The following is a 15,397-nucleotide window of genomic DNA, read 5'->3' on the forward strand; positions in this document are numbered from 1 at the left end:
GCCTCAGCCGGGCAGCAGCCCCCGCAGCCGTGCCTGCAACTCCTGCAAGGCGGGCAGGAAATGCCCCGCCAGCGCCCCTGCCTCCATGCGCGAGGCCGCGAGTCCCACGTTCAGCGCCGCGACAGTCCGACCCCGGGCGCTGACCAGGGGCACGGCGAGCGAGCGCAGGCCCAGTTCCACCTCCTCGTCGATCACCGCGTATCCCTGCGCCCGGACCCGGGCCAGTTCGGCCAGAATCGCCCCGGGATCGGTCAGCGTCTTCGGTGTCCGGGCGGGCAGGGGCGCGGCTTCCAGCAGCACGCGGACCTCCGCCTCCGGCAGGGCGGCCAGCAGCACGCGGCCCATGCTGGTGCAGAAGGCGGGCAGGCGCGACCCCGGCATCAGCGCAATCGACATCACCCGGCGCTGGGCGGCGCGGGCGACATAGACGATCTCGTCCCCGTCCAGAATCGACACCGAGGAGCTTTCGCCGATCGCCTCGGACAGCGCGTCCAGCATCGGCTGCACGATCTGCGGCAGCGGCATCGTCGCCAGGCAGGCCGTCCCCAGCCTGAGCACCCGGGGCGTCAGGGTGAAGAACTTGCCGTCGTAATCGGCGTAGCCCTCATGCGCCAGCGTCAGCAGGCAGCGCCGCACCGTCGCCCGGTCCATGTCGCAGGCGGCCGAGACCTCGCTGATCGACTGGCGCGGACGCTCGGCGGTGAAGGTCTCGATCACCCTGAGCCCCTTCGCCAGCCCGCCCATCAGGTCCCGCTCCGCTGCCATGTCCATTCCATTTGTGCGATTGTCGAACAAAGTTAGGATAACGCACAAATCGGATGGACGGAAGGCCCCCGACCTCGCTATCCCAAGGGCGCAACATTCAGGAGGTTCCGATGGACAAGACCCTGCCCGACCTCGCCACCGCCGTGGCGGGGATCGAGGATGGCATGAGCGTGATGATCGGCGGGTTCGGCGGCTCGGGCGCGCCGATCGAACTGATCCACGCGCTGATCGACCGTTTTCTGGCGACCGGCCATCCCAAGAACCTGACCGTCATCAACAACAATGCGGGCAACGGCCATGTCGGCCTCGCTGCGCTGATCGAACAGGGGCTGGTGGCGAAGCTGATCTGCTCCTTCCCGCGCTCCTCGGACCCGGTGGTCTTCACCGAGGCCTACAAGGCGGGCAGCGTGGCGCTGGAACTGGTGCCGCAGGGCACGCTGGCCGAACGGATCCGCGCCGGGGGCGCCGGGATCCCGGCCTTCTACACGCCGACCAGCTACGGGACCCTGCTGGCCGAGGGCAAGCCGGTCGAGGAATTCGACGGCCGTTTCTACGTGCAGGAACGCTGGCTGAAGGCCGATTACGCGCTGGTCAAGGCCCATCGCGGCGACACTCTGGGCAACCTGACCTACCGCATGGCGGCGCGCAATTTCGGCCCGCTGATGTGCATGGCGGCAGCCAGGGCCATCGTCCAGGTCTCGGAACTGGTGCAGCCCGGGGCCATCGACCCCGAGGCGGTCATCACCCCGGGCATCTTCGTTCAGGGCGTCGTCGAAGTGCCCGATCCCGCGCAGGAAGAAGCCCTCAACCGCGCCAACGCCCATCACCCGGAGGTTCCGGCATGAGACTGACCCCCACGCAAATGGCCTGGCGCGCGGCGCAGGACATCGAGGACGGCGCCTATGTCAACCTCGGCATCGGCCAGCCCGAGATGGTGGCCCGCTTCCAGCCCCCCGGGCGGCAGGCGATCTTCCATACCGAAAACGGCATCCTCGGCTTTGGCGAGGCGCCGGAGCCCGGCGCCGAGGATTGGGATCTGATCAACGCCGGCAAGAAGGCGGTGACGCTGAAGCCCGGCACCGCCTTTTTCCACCACGCCGACAGCTTCGCCATGGTGCGGGGCGGGCATCTGGATGTGGCGATTCTGGGCGCCTATGAGGTGGCCGAGAACGGCGATCTGGCCAATTGGTCGACCGGGCCCAAGGGCGTTCCGGCCGTGGGCGGGGCGATGGATCTGGTGCATGGCGCCAAGCGCGTCGCCGTGATGATGGATCACGTGACGAAAGACGGGAAACCGAAGCTTCTGAGCCGCTGCTCGCTGCCCCTGACCGGGGTCGGCTGCGTGACCCGGGTCTATTCCAGCCTGGCCGTGGTCGACATTGAAGGCGGCCATTTCGTGCTGCGCGAAAAGGTTCCGGGCTTGTCCTTTGACGAACTACAGGCGATGACCGGGGCGCCCCTTCACACGGACGGCCCCGTGGCCGACCTGATCGCACCGGAGCTCTGAGATGACCGACGCCTATATCTGCGACTATATCCGCACGCCCATCGGCCGCTTCGGCGGCAGCCTCGCCACGGTGCGCGCCGACGATCTGGCCGCCGTGCCGCTGAAGGCACTGATGGCGCGGAACCCCGGTGTCGACTGGGCCGCGGTCGATGACGTGATCTACGGCTGCGCCAACCAGGCGGGCGAGGACAACCGCAACGTCGCCCGCATGGCGGTGCTGCTGGCCGGCCTGCCGGTCGATGTGCCCGGCACGACGATGAACCGGCTTTGCGGCTCGGGCATGGACGCGGTGCTGGCCGCCGCCCGCGCCATCAAGGCGGGCGAGGCGGAGCTGATGATCGCGGGCGGCGTCGAAAGCATGTCGCGCGCCCCCTTCGTCATGCCCAAGGCCGAAAGCGCCTTTTCGCGCGCCAACGAGGTGCATGACACGACCATCGGCTGGCGCTTCATCAACCCCCTGATGAAAAAGCAATACGGCGTCGATTCCATGCCCGAGACGGCCGAGAACGTGGCCGAGGATTTCGCCGTGAACCGCGCCGATCAGGACCTCTTCGCGCTGCGCTCGCAGCAGAAGGCGGGGGCGGCGCAGGCCAACGGGCGGCTCGCGAAAGAGATCGTCGCGGTCGAGGTGAAGACCCGCAAGGGCGTCGTCGTCGTGGACAGTGACGAACACCCGCGCGGCTCGACCACGCTGGAGGATCTGCAGAAGCTCAAGACCTTCGTGAAGGCCGACGGCACCGTCACGGCGGGCAATGCCTCGGGCGTGAACGACGGGGCGGCGGCGCTGATCGTCGCCTCGGAAGCGGCGGTGAAGAAATACGGGCTGACCCCGATTGCCCGCGTGCTGGGCGGGGCCACGGCGGGCGTGCCGCCGCGGATCATGGGCATCGGGCCCGCGCCCGCCTCGCAGAAGCTGATGGCGCGGCTGGGGCTGGGTCAGGCCGATTTCGACGTGATCGAGCTGAACGAGGCGTTTGCCTCGCAGGGCCTCGCCACCCTGCGCCAGCTCGGCATCGCCGATGACGACCCCCGGGTGAACCCCAATGGCGGGGCCATCGCGCTGGGCCATCCGCTGGGCATGTCGGGCGCCCGCATCGCCGGGACGGCGGCGCTGGAGATGCAGCTCAACGGCGGCAAGCGCTCGCTCAGCACCATGTGCATCGGCGTGGGGCAGGGCATCGCCATCGCCCTTGAAAAAGTCTGACATCTGGCGGCGCCCGGTTCTCCGGGCGCCCCTTCGTTCCGCGGCAAAGCCCGGGGAATATCGGTTTTCTGCAAGGCTGATCCGCTTGGACCGCCCTATGGGGCAGCAGAAAGTCGGAAAAGTCTCACCCCTCGGCGATCAGTTCCTCGCAGCGCGCTTCCAGCGAGGGCAGGTCGCCCAGCGCCTCGAACACCCGGTTGAGCCCCTCGATCAACGCCTGCATCTCGTCCGGGGCGAAGGCCGCGTTCAGCCGTTCGGTGACCGCATCGCTCAGCGCCGTGCAGATCCGCGTCACCTCGATCCCGGCCTCGGTCTGCGACACCTCGACCGAGCGGTTGTCCTGATCCGAGCGCGTGCGCCGGATCAGCCCGCTCTTTTCCATCCGCTTCAGCTGATGCGAGATCGTCGATTGCGGCAGTGCCATCAGCTCGACCAGCTGGCCCACTTTCATCGGTCCGTTCTGGTCCAGCGCGAACAGGATGCGCGAGCTATAGAGGTCCATGCCATGCGGCGAGATCACCGGCAGGCTGACCTGTTGCAGCCGGGCATTGATCCGGTGCGTCAGGAAGGTCACGCGGTTTTCCAGCCGGGGAAGATCGGCATGCGCCATGGTCTCGTCTCCTCGATCGTTCATCTGCCCGGTCCCTGATCCGCCCTTGCCATGAAATTCCCTGCTTTCCAAGTTTGACAGTATGTATCGAATTCGATTATATTGAAATCGAAATGATTTCTGTCCAAGGGGGGAGCCGGTGGCAGGAGCGGGCGAAGCGCGCGTCATCGACGTGCATGCGCATGTCGTGCTGGCCGAGAGTTTCGGTGCGGCCGGCGATCTGGGGCCCGAAATGGGCGGGCAGGACGGGCCGAAACCCTGGTTCCGGGTCGGCGACTACCGGCTGGACGGGGTGCGCTATCAGGGTAGCCCCTTCATGGACCCGCAGGTGCGGCTGGTGCGGATGGATGCGGCCGGGATCGACTTTCAGGTCCTCTCGCCCAACCCGCTGACCTATCTGCATTTCATCGAGCCTGAGGCCGCCCGCGGCTTCTGCCGCACCCATAACGACGCGCTGGCCGCGCTGATCGCGCCGCATGGCGACCGGCTGGCGGGCTTCGCCGCGCTGCCGATGCAGGACATCGGCGCCGCGGTCGAGGAATTGCACCGCGCGGTCGGCGATCTGGGGCTGCTCGGCGGCTATATCGGCACCGACATGCCGCAACCCCTGGACGCGCCCGCGATGGACCGGCTCTACGAGGCCTCGGTCGCGCTGGACGTGCCGCTCTTCATCCATCCCGGCCCGGCCGGGATCGACGGGCCGAAGGGCGACGCCAACCTCAGGGGCTATGACCTCGACGTGGTGATCGGCTTCGCCGCGCAGGAGACGCTGGCGGTGGCCCGGCTGATCTTCGGCGGGGTGCTGGACCGGCATCCGGCGCTGGACCTCTGCCTCAGCCATGGCGGCGGGGCGACTGCCTTTCTGGCCGGCCGCATGGCGCAGGCGATGCGCAAGCGGCCCTGGTCGCCGCCCGAGCTGCGCCATGACGGGGCCTTCGAAGAGCGCGTGGCGCGGCTCTGGTTCGACAATCACCTGAACAAGGACGCCTCGCTCGACCTCCTGACCGCGATGGTGGGCGACGACCGGCTGGTCTTCGGCACCAATTTCGCCGGCTGGGACGCGCCCGAGGATCTGGGCGCCCACCGCCCCGCCCCCAAACTCGCCGACAACGCGCGCAGGCTGCTGCGCATCCGCTGACAGGAGGCTGACATGACGCAGAGCATCATCACCAACGGGCGCGTGATCGACGGGACCGGCAAACCCGCCTTCATGGGTTCGGTCCTGATCGAGGGGACCAAGATCATCGCCGTCGGGGCCGAGGCCGATGCGCAAGCCGCGCCCGACGCGCGGCGCATCGACGCCAGCGGCCAGACGGTCATGCCCGGCCTCATCGACACCCATTGCCATCTGGCCTTCGACGACGCGGCCTCGAACGCCGAGATCTTCCACCAGCGGCGCAACGCGCTGTCGGCGCTGGTCGCCAGCTACAATGCCCGCAAGCTGCTGCGCGCGGGCGTCACGGGGATGCTGGACCCCGATTCGACCTTCGAGAACATGATCGACCTGCGCGACGCCATCGAGGCCGGGATCGTCGAGGGACCGCGCATGTCCTGCGGTTCCTACGCGCTGATTACCGGGGTGGGCGGCACCGCCGGACGGCTGATCGCCGACGAGGGCGTCACGGGCTATTACATGCCGGTCAATTCCCGCGACGAGATCGTGCGTGAGGTCCGCCGCCAGATCAAGCACGGCGCCGACTGGATCAAGGTCCATGTCACCGGCATCATCCCGCGTCAGTCGCACCGGGGCGAGATGTGCGTCTGGACGCTGGATGAACTGAAGCTGATCTGCGACACGGCGCATGAGCTGATGACCCCGGTCATGGGCCATTGCCGCGGTGCCGAGGCCACGCGCCGCGCCGCCGTCGCCGGGTTCGACTTCATCTTCCACGGCACCGGCATGGACGAGGCGGCGCTGCGCGAGATCATCGACCGCAAGCTGCCCATCGCCCCCGCGCTGACCTTCCAGGCGAACATGGTCGACTTCGGCCCGGCGCTGGGCACCTCGGCCGAACTTATCAAGCTTTTCGAGCGCGAGATCACCGATTCCATCGAGACGATCACCCTGGCGCACAAGGCGGGGGTGCCGATCCTCACCGGGTCCGAGGCCGGGTTCGCGCTGGTCCCCTATGGCGACTGGCATTACCGGGAGATGGAAGTCTTCGTGAAATATTTCGGCATGAGCCCGCTGGAGGCGATCCAATGCGCCACCCAGAAAAGCGCCTTCGGCATCAAGATGCTGGGCGAGACGGGGGTGATCGCGCCGGGCTACCGGGCGGATGTGATCTGCGTCACCGGCAAGGTCGAGGAAGACCTGACCCTGCTGGGCGACCCCGACAACATCACCCGCGTGATGATCGACGGGGTGGAGAAGGACCTGACCCCGCCGCCAAAGCGCAAACCCATTCCGGGCTGGCGGCTGGCCTCGATGGGGGGCAAGCGGCTGACGCGGGAGGTGGCGTTCGGGCCCAAAGGCGGGCCCGAGCCCCTGCATGTCGAGGAATTGCACTGAGCCTCAGCCGAGGGGCGAAAAGCCCGTCGGCAGCAGGATCTTGCTCTCCTGGCTTTCCAGAAGCGGCAGGATCTCGGCCAGAAACGCCCGCCATTCCGGTTCCGCCATCAGCGCCGCCCGTCTGCGGCTGCGCTCGTCCAGACTGTCGTAGCCCCAGAGGTGGACGGTCTCATTGAGTGGTCCCAGTTCGGTGACGAAATAGCCCAGCAGATTGCCCAGCACCCGCTTTTGCAGGGCCAGCCCCTTGGCCTCGTAAAGCGCCATGAAGGCGGGGACAGCGCCCGGCTTGAAGCGATAGGTGCGTTGTTCGACGATCATCCGAGCCTCCCTCAGAACGTGCCGCGGAAGAGCCCGCCGTCGAGCAGCAGGTTCTGTCCGGTGATGTAGCCCGCATGCGCGCTGCACAGGAAGGCGCAGGCCTTGCCGAATTCGGCGGGATCGCCCAGCCGGGCGGCGGGGACCTGATCCTTCCAGGCCTGTTCCACGGCCGCCATGTCCTTGCCGGTCGAGGAGGCGCTGGCCCGGAACCCCTCGCGCAGGCGTTCGGTGGCGAAATAGCCGGGCAGGATCTGGTTGATGGTCACGCCCTGATGCGCCACCGTCCGGGCGATGCCGGCCAGAAAGGCGGTCAGCCCCGCCCGCGCGCCCGAGGACAGGTCGAGCCCCGCCACCGGCATCTTCACCGTGACCGAGGTGATGTTGACGATCCGCCCGAAGCCGCGCGCCGCCATGCCGTCGATCACCGATTGAATCAGCTGGATCGGCGCCAGCATGTTCATCGCCACGCCCTGTTCCAGCGCCGCCCGGTCCAGCGACCGGAAATCGCGGAACGGCGGCCCGCCGTTGTTGTTGACCAGAATGTCGGGCTCGGGGCAGGCGGCCAGCAGGGCCGCGCGCCCCTCGTCACTGTTGAGGTCGGCGGCGAGCGGGATCGCCTCGCCCCCCGTCTGCTGGCGCAGGGCCTTCGCCGCGGCCTCGGTCCCCTCCGCGCTGCGGCCGTTCACCACGACCACGGCGCCCGCGCGCAGCAGCTCCTCGGCGCAGGCCCGCCCCAGCCCCTTGGTCGAGCCGCAGACAATCGCCCGGCGGCCGGTCAATCCCAGATCCATCGCTTTCCCCCCTGTCGCGGCGTCCGAAACGCCGGCCGCCCGCTCTCGACAAAATTATTGCTTTCGAATTAATCGAAATCAATACATCATGTCGACGGAAGCAGGGAGGGGCATCCATGAGCAGGATTTTCGGCGACATCCGGCAGGCGGGCTATGTGGTCAAGGACATCGACGCGCATCTGCGCTTCCTGTCCGACAAGGCGGGGATCGGCCCGTGGTTCGTGGCCCGCAACGCGGTGCTGCCGGTCTGCCGCTATCGCGGGCGGGAGATCCGCATGGAGATGCATGCGGCGCTGGCCAACAGCGGCACCCATCAGATCGAGCTGATCCAGCAGGTCAGTCGGGAACCCAGCATCTACACCGAATGGCTGGCACGCTTCCCCGGGCGCAGCCCCCTGCAGCATGTCTCGTCCTGGGAGGAGGATTTCGACGGCGCCGTCGACCGCGCCCGGGACAAGGGCTGGGTGATGATCCAGGAGGGGCGCTCGGCCTATGGTCCCTTCGCCTATCTCGAACACCCCGACGATCCCGATGTGGTGTTCGAGATCACCCGCAAGGGCCCCGAGCGGCGCTCGATCTTCGAGCAGATCGCGGCGGCGGCGGCGGGATGGGACGGCACCGATCCGATCCGCGAGGGCTGGCCCAAGGCGCAGGTCTGACCCCGCGTTCGGTTTGGTGAGGTATCTGTTTTTCAGAAGATACACCTAAGAATATTGAAATTGACCATATCTCGGGGCTGGTGAACACTCGACCCGACAACCGCTTGGGGAGGAGCGGTCCGGTCACCCCCGCCCGGCGCCTCGGCGTCCGGGGCGACGGGTCGCCGTGCGTCCTTCCCCTGCGAACCGGATCAGGATCACCGCCCCGGCGGCGAGGGAGACAGCGCGACGTGACCGAGCAAGTCATCACCGATTACAAGGAAATCACCCGTGTGCTGACGGATCGCTCGATGCGGCAGGCGCTCTATGACGAGGGCGGGGTGGTGATGGACGACGTGCTGCTGACGCTGCACGGGCGCGAGCATCACGCGCGGCGGGTTCTGGAGTTCTCGATCCTGCGCAAGGATTACTTCGCCTATTACGAACAGCAGGTCTTTCCGCCCGCCTTGGCGCAGGTCATCGGCCCCTTGGCCGCGGGCGGGCGCATGGATCTGGTGGATTTCGGCTACCGGGTGACGATGAACCTGACCGCCGATTTCGCCGGAATCGACCGGCCCGAGAAATCGGCGGCCGAGACCGAGCGCCTGCTGAAGCTGGTCAAGATCTTCTCCGAAGGCGCGACGCTGGTGCATTCGACCCGCGACAAGGACGAGGTCCGCGCCGAGGTCCGCGCCGGGCTGGAGGAACTGCGCGAGACCTTCCTCGCCCCGTCGATCGCCCGGCGTCAGGCGGCGCTGGACCGGGGCGATGCAGACCTCCCGCGCGACGTGCTGACGCTCTTGTTGCGCGACCGGGAAAAGCACGGGCTCTCGGACGCGGTGATCCTGCGCGAGATGGCCTTCTTCCTGCAGGCGGGCTCGCATTCCACCGCCAATTCCACGGTCCACGCCCTGCACGAGATCTTCCTGCGCTGGCCGAGTGTCGAGGCCCGCGCGGCGCTGCGTGAAGACCCGCTCTATGTCCAGCGTTGCGTGCACGAGAGTTTCCGCCTGCACCCGGCCAGCCCCGTCGCCTGGCGCAGGCCCGAGGCGTCCTGCCCGATGTCCGCCGAAGGGCGGGTCGAGCTGAACTTCGCCGCCGCCAACCGGCAGCGCGACATTTTCGGCGAGACGGCGGATGTTTTCGACCCCGACCGCGCCCCGCCCGAGGGCGTGCCGCGCTGGGGCCTGACCTTCGGCTTCGGCATGCATATGTGCCTCGGCCGCGATCTGGACGGGGGGCTGACCGCCGGGCCGGATACCGACCCCGCCACGCATCAATACGGCATCGTCACGCAGCTGGTCCGCACGCTTCTGGCCCGCGACGTCCGCCCCGATCCCGACAACCCGGCGGTGCAGGACACCCGCACGCTGCGGCAGAATTTCTCGTCCTATCCCGTCCTTCTCAAGACCGAGCCCGCGCAATGAGCCAGAAATCCGTCATCATCACCGGCGGGGCCGCGGGCCTCGGCAACGGGATCGCCCAGAAATTCGCGGCCGAGGGGTTCCGGGTCGGCGTCCTCGACCTCGACCCCGCCGCGACCGAGGCTGCGGCCAAGGCGCTGCCCGATGGCGTGGCGCTCGTCGCCGACGTGACCGACGAGGCCGCGGTTCAGGCCGCCTTCGACCGCTTCGGCGCGCCCGATGTACTGGTCAACAACGCCGGCATCCTGTCGCTCGGCGCGCTGATCGACCAGACGCCCGCGCAATTCCGCAAGGTGCTGGACGTGCATGTCATGGGCACTTTCACCTGCGCCGGCATCGCCGCGCGGGCGATGCGCGACGCGGGCAGGGGCGGCGCCATCGTCAACCTGACCTCGATCAACGCGGTGACGCCCGGGCCGGGCTCGGGCGCCTATCCGGCGGCCAAGGCGGCGATTGCCAAGCTGACCGAACACATGGCGGTGGAATGGGGCCCGCTCGGCATCCGGGTCAATTGCGTGGCGCCGGGCTTCATCGACGGCGGCATGTCGGCGCCCTTCTACGCCGACCCCAAGATCCGCGCCGTGCGCGGCGGGGCGGTGCCCTTCGGCGGGCTCGGCCGGGTCGAGGATATCGCCGAGGCGGTCTGGTATCTCGCCAGCGACAAGGCGCGCTATGTCAGCGGCCATCAGCTGGTCGTGGATGGCGCCGTCACCCACAGCCTGCTGCGCGCGCTGCCGAGGGAATGAACGCATGCGGGCCCTGATCCTCAGCGGTGGCATTTACCACGATTTCGACCGGCTCGGCTCGGCGCTGGCGGGCATCCTGTCGGCGCAGGGCTTCCGCTGCGAGATCGTCACCCATCCCGACGCGCTGGCCGCCGCGCTGGCGGAACCGGCCGATCTGGTGGCGGTGCAGGCGCTGCGCTGGCGGATGCTGGGGCACGAGAAATATGAGCCCTTCCGCGCCGATTGGGCCTATCAGGCGCAGCCCGATCTGATCGCCGCGCTCGAGGGCCATGTCGCCCGGGGCGCCGGGCTTCTGGCGCTGCACACCGGCTGCATCTGCTTTGACGACTGGCCCGGCTGGCTGGACCTGCTGGGCGGCGGCTGGGTCTGGGGGCAGAGTTTCCACGCCCCGGATCTGGAGCCGGTGACCGCGACGCCGGTGCCGGGCCATCCGGTGACCGAGGGGCTCGCGCCCTTCACCGTGACCGACGAACATTACCGCGCCCTGCGCCTCGACCCCGGGGTGACGGTTCTGGCCGAAGGCCACAGCCCGGCGGGCGACTTCCCGCTGGCCTGGGCCAAGGGCCGGGCGGTGACGCTGACCACGGGCCATGACCTCGCCTCGCTGACGGAGCCGGGGCAGGCCGCTTTCATTGCCCGCGCCGCGCGCTGGGCGGCTGGCATGACGGGAGAGACCAGAGCATGACACCGATGAGCGAGATGTCCGTTCTGATTACCGGCGGCGGCTCGGGCATTGGCGAGGGCACGGCCCGCCATTTCGCCCGCCACGGCGCCCGCGTCACCATCTGCGGCCGACGCGAGGAGAAGCTGAAGGCGGTGGCGGACAGCATCGGCCCGGCCTGCGCCTATGTGGTGGCCGATATCACCCGGGACGCCGATTGCGCCCGGATCATCGAGGCCGCGGTCGCCCATGGCGGCGGGCTCGACGCGTTGATCAACAACGCCGGCAACATGCTGCGCGGCCCGATCGCCGAGATGACCCGCGAAGCCCTGACCGAGGTTTTCGACAGCAATGTCGTCTCGGGCATGATCCTGACCGGCCTCGCTCTGCCGCATCTGTCGGCGCGCAAGGGCTCGGTCGTCTTCCTCGGCTCGGTCCATACGCGGCGCGCCTATCCCGGGGCCTCGCCCTATGCCGCGACCAAGGGCGCGGTCGAGGTTCTGGCCAAGGTGCTGGCCGCCGAACTGGGCCCGCAGGGCGTGCGGGTCAATTGCGTCATTCCCGGCGCGGTCTCGACCGAACTCAACATCCGCGCCGGGCTGGTGACCGAAGACCAGCAGCGCGTCCGCATGAAGGCGCTGGAAAGCTCGCACGCGCTGGGCCGCATCGGCACCGAAGAGGAACTGGCCGAGGGCATCGCCTATATGGCCTGCGCTGAATGGGTCACCGGCACCTCGCTGGTGGTGGACGGCGGGCTCTCGCTGGGCATTTCCAATCTGTAACGGAGGCACGAGATGACGCATCAGATCACCGCCTATCCGCAGGTCGAACCCACGCTGCGCCTGCCGGACCTGAAACAGGCGCTCTATGACGGCGACCCGCTGTTCCTGCCGACCACGGTGGTCAGCCTGCATGGCGAGGAGCACAAGGAAAAGCGCCGGGTGGTGCAAAGCCTCTTCACCCGCGAATTCTTCCGCAACTATCAGAACCACGTCTTCCCCGAGGCGCTGGAGGAAACCCTGGCCCCCGCGCTGGCCGAGGGGCGGGGCGATCTGAGCCGCTTTGCCTATCGCGTGCTGGCCAACCTCGTGGCCGATGCCGCCGGGCTCGACCGCGACCGGACCGAGGTGCAGACCGACCGGATCCTGATGATCATCGGCAAGCTGGGCAAGGCGCCGACCATCGGCCAGATGCTGTCTGGCAGTGTCGAGGCGGCGCGGGCCGAGATCCGCGAGGCGCTGGCGATCTTCAAGGACGAGTTCTACGCCCATTCCGCCGCCCGCCGTCGCGCCCTGCTGGCCGCCCATGCCAAGGACCCCTCGGTCGAGCTGCCGCGCGACATGCTGCTTTACATGCTGCGCGCCTATGACGGTCGGATCGAGGAGGACCAGCTGGTCCGCGACACCGCCTTCTTCATCCTGGCGGGCGCCTTCACCCAGGCCAATGCCCTGCAGAACACGGTCTGGGAGATCCTGACCTGGTGCGAGGCCAGGCCCGAGACGCGGGCGGAATTGCTGGCCGACCCCGCGCTCTTGCAGAAATTCATCTGGGAAAGCCTGCGGCTGCACCCGGCCAGTCCGGTCGCCCGGCGCAAGGCGCTCTGCCCGATGCATCTGCCCGATGGCACCGAGGTCGAGACCGGCGAGATCGTCGACGTCAACATGGCCCGCGCCAACCGCGATCCCGAGATCTTCGGCCCGGATGCCGCGACCTTCAATCCCTACCGCGACCTGACCGGCCGGGTGCAGCTCTATGGCATGACCTTCGGCGCGGGGATGCATTCCTGCGTCGGCCGGATCCTTGCCGCCGGGATGCCGATCCGCCCGGGCGCCGAGGGCGAGGATGAGACCGAATACGGCACGCTGCACGAGGTGATCCGCGCGCTTTTGGAAAACGGGATCGCCTTCGACCCGGCGAACCCGCCCAGGATCGACGATTCCACCGAGCGCAAGCATTTCGAAAGCTTCCCGTTCCTGTTGCCGGGAAAGGGCTGAGCCATGACCAGCGCGTCCGCCGATTGGGACCTCAGCGCCGACCTCGTGGTCGTGGGCTTCGGCTGCGCGGGGCTGGCGGCGGCGATCACCGGCTGGCGGGCGGGGGCCGAGGTGCTGGTGCTGGAAAAGCAGGCCGAGGGCGCGCATACCCCCTCGACCCGGATGTCGGGCGGGATGATGATGGCGGTGACCGACCCCGGCCCCGCCACCGATTACCTCGACCGCTGCGCGGGCGGCATGGTCCCGCGCGGGATCAGCGAGGCCTGGGCGGAGCGCGCCGTGGGGCTGATCGACTGGCTGACCGGGATCGCGCCGGAACTGGACCTGCGCCGGGTCGGCGGGGCCGAGCATCCGGCTTTCCCGGGGGCAGAGGCCTTTGGCGTCTACCAGCCGGGCGGGGCCAAGACCCGGCTTGACCTGAACGGCAAGGCAGGGCCGTTCCTGTGGGAGAAGCTCGCGCAGAATTTCCATGCCAAGACCGGGGTGCCGATCCTTTGGGACAGCCCCGCCGACCGGCTGATCCGCGACGGCGCGGGCCGGGTGATCGGCGTGGAAACCACCGCCGGCCTGCGGGTCGAGGCGCGCAAGGGCGTGGTGCTGACCTGCGGCGGCTATCTGCACAACGCGCAGATGAAGCGCGATTTCCTGCGCACCTGGCCGGTCTATTTCTACGGCAACCCGGGCAATACCGGCGACGGCGTGCGCATGGCGCAGGAAGTCGGCGCGGATCTGTGGCACATGAACCAGATGATCGGCCGGGCCATCGGCAATTTCACGCTGGAGGACGGCTCGGACCTGTCGGTCATGCTGTTCCTCAACCCGCCGGGCTATGTCATCACCGACCGCAACGGCAGGCGCTTTGCCGATGAGAGCACGCAGGCCAACCTGCTGCACGGCTTCTATTATCACCTGCTGGCCTATGATCCCGAAACCGGCGAGACCCCGCGCAATCCCTGCTATTGGTTCTTCGACGAGCGGCGGCGGCAGGCGGGGATGCTGACCCTGCCCTCGGTCGGCGTGCATGCGGTGGGGATCTACCGCTGGAGCGAGGACAACAGCGCCGAGATCGAGCGCGGCTGGATCGCCTCGGGCGCGACCATCGCCGAGGCGGCGCGCGCGGCCGGGCTGGCCGATCCCGACGGGGCCGAGGCCGAGATCGCCGCCTATAACGCCGCCTGCCACGCGGGCACGCCCGATCCCTTCGGCCGCCCGGCCGAGACGATGGTGCCGGTCGATCAGGGCCCGTTCTATTGCGTGCGGCTCTATCCCGGCGGCTCGAACACCACCGGCGGGCCGCGCCGTGACGCGGGGGCGCGGATCCTCGACACAAGGGGCGCGCCGATCCCCGGGCTTTATGCCGCGGGGGAATTGGGGCAGGCGACGGGGATGCTCTATCCCTCCGATGGCTCGAACCTGTCCGAAGGCTTCTGCTTCGGCCAGATCGCGGCCGAGAGCGCCCTTGCGGATGCGGAGGGGCGGGTATGAGCGCGCTTACCCTCGACCTCAGCGGCAAGCTGGCCGTGGTCACCGGCGCCGCCTCCGGCATGGGCCGGGCCGAGGCCGCGCTGCTGGCGCAGGCGGGGGCCGAGGTGATCCTGACCGATGTGCTGGACGCCGAAGGCACGGCGGCGGCGGCCGATCTGGGCATGCGCTACCGCCATCTCGATGTCTCGAACGCCGACGACTGGGCGGCGCTGGCCGGGGAGATCCGCGCGGGTCGGGGCAATGTCGATATCCTCGTCGCCAATGCCGGGGCCAATGGCTCGGCCGCGCCGGATGTCCTGTCCTCGGACCTGCTGCAGAAGTTGGTCGCCATCAACCTCAACGGCACCTTTCTGGGCCTGCAGGCGCTGGTCCCGCTGATGGGGCAGGGCGCGTCTATCATCACCGTGGGCTCGATCTGCGCCCGGGTCGGCACGCCGGGCGTGCATCTGGCCTATCACGCGACCAAGGGGGCGATCCTGGCCTTCACCCGCGCGGCGGCCGCCGAATTCGGCCCGCGCGGCATCCGGGTCAATTGCGTGCATCCCGGCGTCATGCCGCCGATGCGCGACCGGCAGGGCGCCAGCCACGCCACCCGCGACCGGCTGATCGAACGGATCCCGCTGCGCCGCACCGGCGATTGGGACGATGTGGCGAAGGTGGTGCTGTTCCTCGCCTCCGACGCGGCGGGCTATGTGACCGGGGCGGATATTCCCGTCGACGGCGGCTTTCTGGCGACCTGAAA

17 protein-coding genes are annotated in these 15,397 nt (G+C 68.6%); 13 read left to right on the plus strand and 4 right to left on the minus strand.

The annotated features are described in order from the left end of the window. Window positions 1–3: 3 nt before the first annotated feature. Window positions 4–765, minus strand: a complete 762-nt coding sequence (locus tag DDE23_RS01440; protein ID WP_107749600.1) for an IclR family transcriptional regulator — start codon at window positions 763–765, stop codon at window positions 4–6. Window positions 766–875: 110 nt separating this feature from the next. Between DDE23_RS01440 and DDE23_RS01445 the strand changes: the two genes are divergently transcribed. From DDE23_RS01445 to pcaF, 3 genes are read left to right on the plus strand one after another with little or no spacing between them, the layout of a single operon-like run. Next, on the plus strand, window positions 876–1,610 hold the full coding sequence (locus DDE23_RS01445; RefSeq protein WP_107749601.1) for a 3-oxoacid CoA-transferase subunit A: 735 nt from the start codon (window positions 876–878) through the stop codon (window positions 1,608–1,610). Continuing rightward, on the plus strand, window positions 1,607–2,272 hold the full coding sequence (locus DDE23_RS01450; protein ID WP_107749602.1) for a 3-oxoacid CoA-transferase subunit B: 666 nt from the start codon (window positions 1,607–1,609) through the stop codon (window positions 2,270–2,272). Before DDE23_RS01445 ends, DDE23_RS01450 begins: the two co-directional genes overlap by 4 nt. Before the next feature lies 1 nt (window position 2,273). Further along, a complete protein-coding gene (pcaF, locus tag DDE23_RS01455) occupies window positions 2,274–3,476 on the plus strand; it encodes a 3-oxoadipyl-CoA thiolase (protein ID WP_107749603.1) in 1,203 nt (400 codons plus the stop codon). A 124-nt stretch (window positions 3,477–3,600) separates the two neighbouring features. On the opposite strand, the gene DDE23_RS01460 is transcribed toward pcaF, so the two are convergent. Beyond that, the gene (locus DDE23_RS01460; RefSeq protein ID WP_157957947.1) at window positions 3,601–4,110 is read right to left on the minus strand and encodes a MarR family winged helix-turn-helix transcriptional regulator; all 510 of its coding nucleotides are present in this window, start codon (window positions 4,108–4,110) and stop codon (window positions 3,601–3,603) included. Between the two features lie 115 nt (window positions 4,111–4,225). Here DDE23_RS01460 and DDE23_RS01465 point away from each other — a divergent pair, with 115 nt between their 5' ends. Then, complete coding sequence (locus DDE23_RS01465; protein WP_107749605.1) at window positions 4,226–5,224, plus strand: amidohydrolase family protein; 999 nt, start codon at window positions 4,226–4,228, stop codon at window positions 5,222–5,224. Window positions 5,225–5,236: 12 nt separating this feature from the next. Then, a complete protein-coding gene (locus DDE23_RS01470) occupies window positions 5,237–6,598 on the plus strand; it encodes a metal-dependent hydrolase family protein (protein WP_107749606.1) in 1,362 nt (453 codons plus the stop codon). A gap of 3 nt (window positions 6,599–6,601) precedes the next feature. Here DDE23_RS01470 and DDE23_RS01475 read toward each other — a convergent pair whose 3' ends face one another. Both DDE23_RS01475 and DDE23_RS01480 read right to left on the minus strand, forming a co-directional pair. Further along, window positions 6,602–6,916 (minus strand): NIPSNAP family protein, encoded by a 315-nt coding sequence (locus DDE23_RS01475; RefSeq protein WP_107749607.1) that lies wholly within the window; start codon window positions 6,914–6,916, stop codon window positions 6,602–6,604. An 11-nt stretch (window positions 6,917–6,927) separates the two neighbouring features. After that, window positions 6,928–7,707: an SDR family oxidoreductase gene (locus tag DDE23_RS01480; RefSeq protein ID WP_107749608.1), complete on the minus strand. Its 780-nt coding sequence runs from the start codon at window positions 7,705–7,707 to the stop codon at window positions 6,928–6,930. A gap of 116 nt (window positions 7,708–7,823) precedes the next feature. On the opposite strand from DDE23_RS01480, the gene DDE23_RS01485 reads away from it, so the two are divergent. The 8 genes from DDE23_RS01485 (at window position 7,824) to DDE23_RS01520 (ending at window position 15,395) form a co-directional block, all read left to right on the plus strand. Further along, the gene (locus DDE23_RS01485) at window positions 7,824–8,366 is read left to right on the plus strand and encodes a VOC family protein (RefSeq protein ID WP_107749609.1); all 543 of its coding nucleotides are present in this window, start codon (window positions 7,824–7,826) and stop codon (window positions 8,364–8,366) included. 230 nt (window positions 8,367–8,596) lie between these two features. Next, on the plus strand, window positions 8,597–9,772 hold the full coding sequence (locus DDE23_RS01490) for a cytochrome P450 (protein ID WP_202863196.1): 1,176 nt from the start codon (window positions 8,597–8,599) through the stop codon (window positions 9,770–9,772). After that, on the plus strand, window positions 9,769–10,515 hold the full coding sequence (locus DDE23_RS01495) for an SDR family NAD(P)-dependent oxidoreductase (RefSeq protein ID WP_107749610.1): 747 nt from the start codon (window positions 9,769–9,771) through the stop codon (window positions 10,513–10,515). Before DDE23_RS01490 ends, DDE23_RS01495 begins: the two co-directional genes overlap by 4 nt. 4 nt (window positions 10,516–10,519) lie before the next feature. Beyond that, window positions 10,520–11,200, plus strand: a complete 681-nt coding sequence (locus DDE23_RS01500; RefSeq protein WP_157957948.1) for a ThuA domain-containing protein — start codon at window positions 10,520–10,522, stop codon at window positions 11,198–11,200. Window positions 11,201–11,205: 5 nt separating this feature from the next. Beyond that, the gene (locus DDE23_RS01505; protein ID WP_238149871.1) at window positions 11,206–11,958 is read left to right on the plus strand and encodes an SDR family NAD(P)-dependent oxidoreductase; all 753 of its coding nucleotides are present in this window, start codon (window positions 11,206–11,208) and stop codon (window positions 11,956–11,958) included. Between the two features lie 12 nt (window positions 11,959–11,970). Next, complete coding sequence (locus DDE23_RS01510) at window positions 11,971–13,170, plus strand: cytochrome P450 (protein WP_107749613.1); 1,200 nt, start codon at window positions 11,971–11,973, stop codon at window positions 13,168–13,170. Window positions 13,171–13,173: 3 nt separating this feature from the next. Further along, a complete protein-coding gene (locus DDE23_RS01515) occupies window positions 13,174–14,655 on the plus strand; it encodes an FAD-dependent oxidoreductase (protein ID WP_107749614.1) in 1,482 nt (493 codons plus the stop codon). Beyond that, complete coding sequence (locus tag DDE23_RS01520) at window positions 14,652–15,395, plus strand: SDR family NAD(P)-dependent oxidoreductase (protein ID WP_107749615.1); 744 nt, start codon at window positions 14,652–14,654, stop codon at window positions 15,393–15,395. The genes DDE23_RS01515 and DDE23_RS01520 overlap by 4 nt, the downstream gene beginning before the upstream one ends. The last annotated feature ends 2 nt before the right edge of the window (window positions 15,396–15,397 follow it).

Source organism: Pararhodobacter aggregans (assembly GCF_003075525.1).
Taxonomy (GTDB): domain Bacteria; phylum Pseudomonadota; class Alphaproteobacteria; order Rhodobacterales; family Rhodobacteraceae; genus Pararhodobacter; species Pararhodobacter aggregans.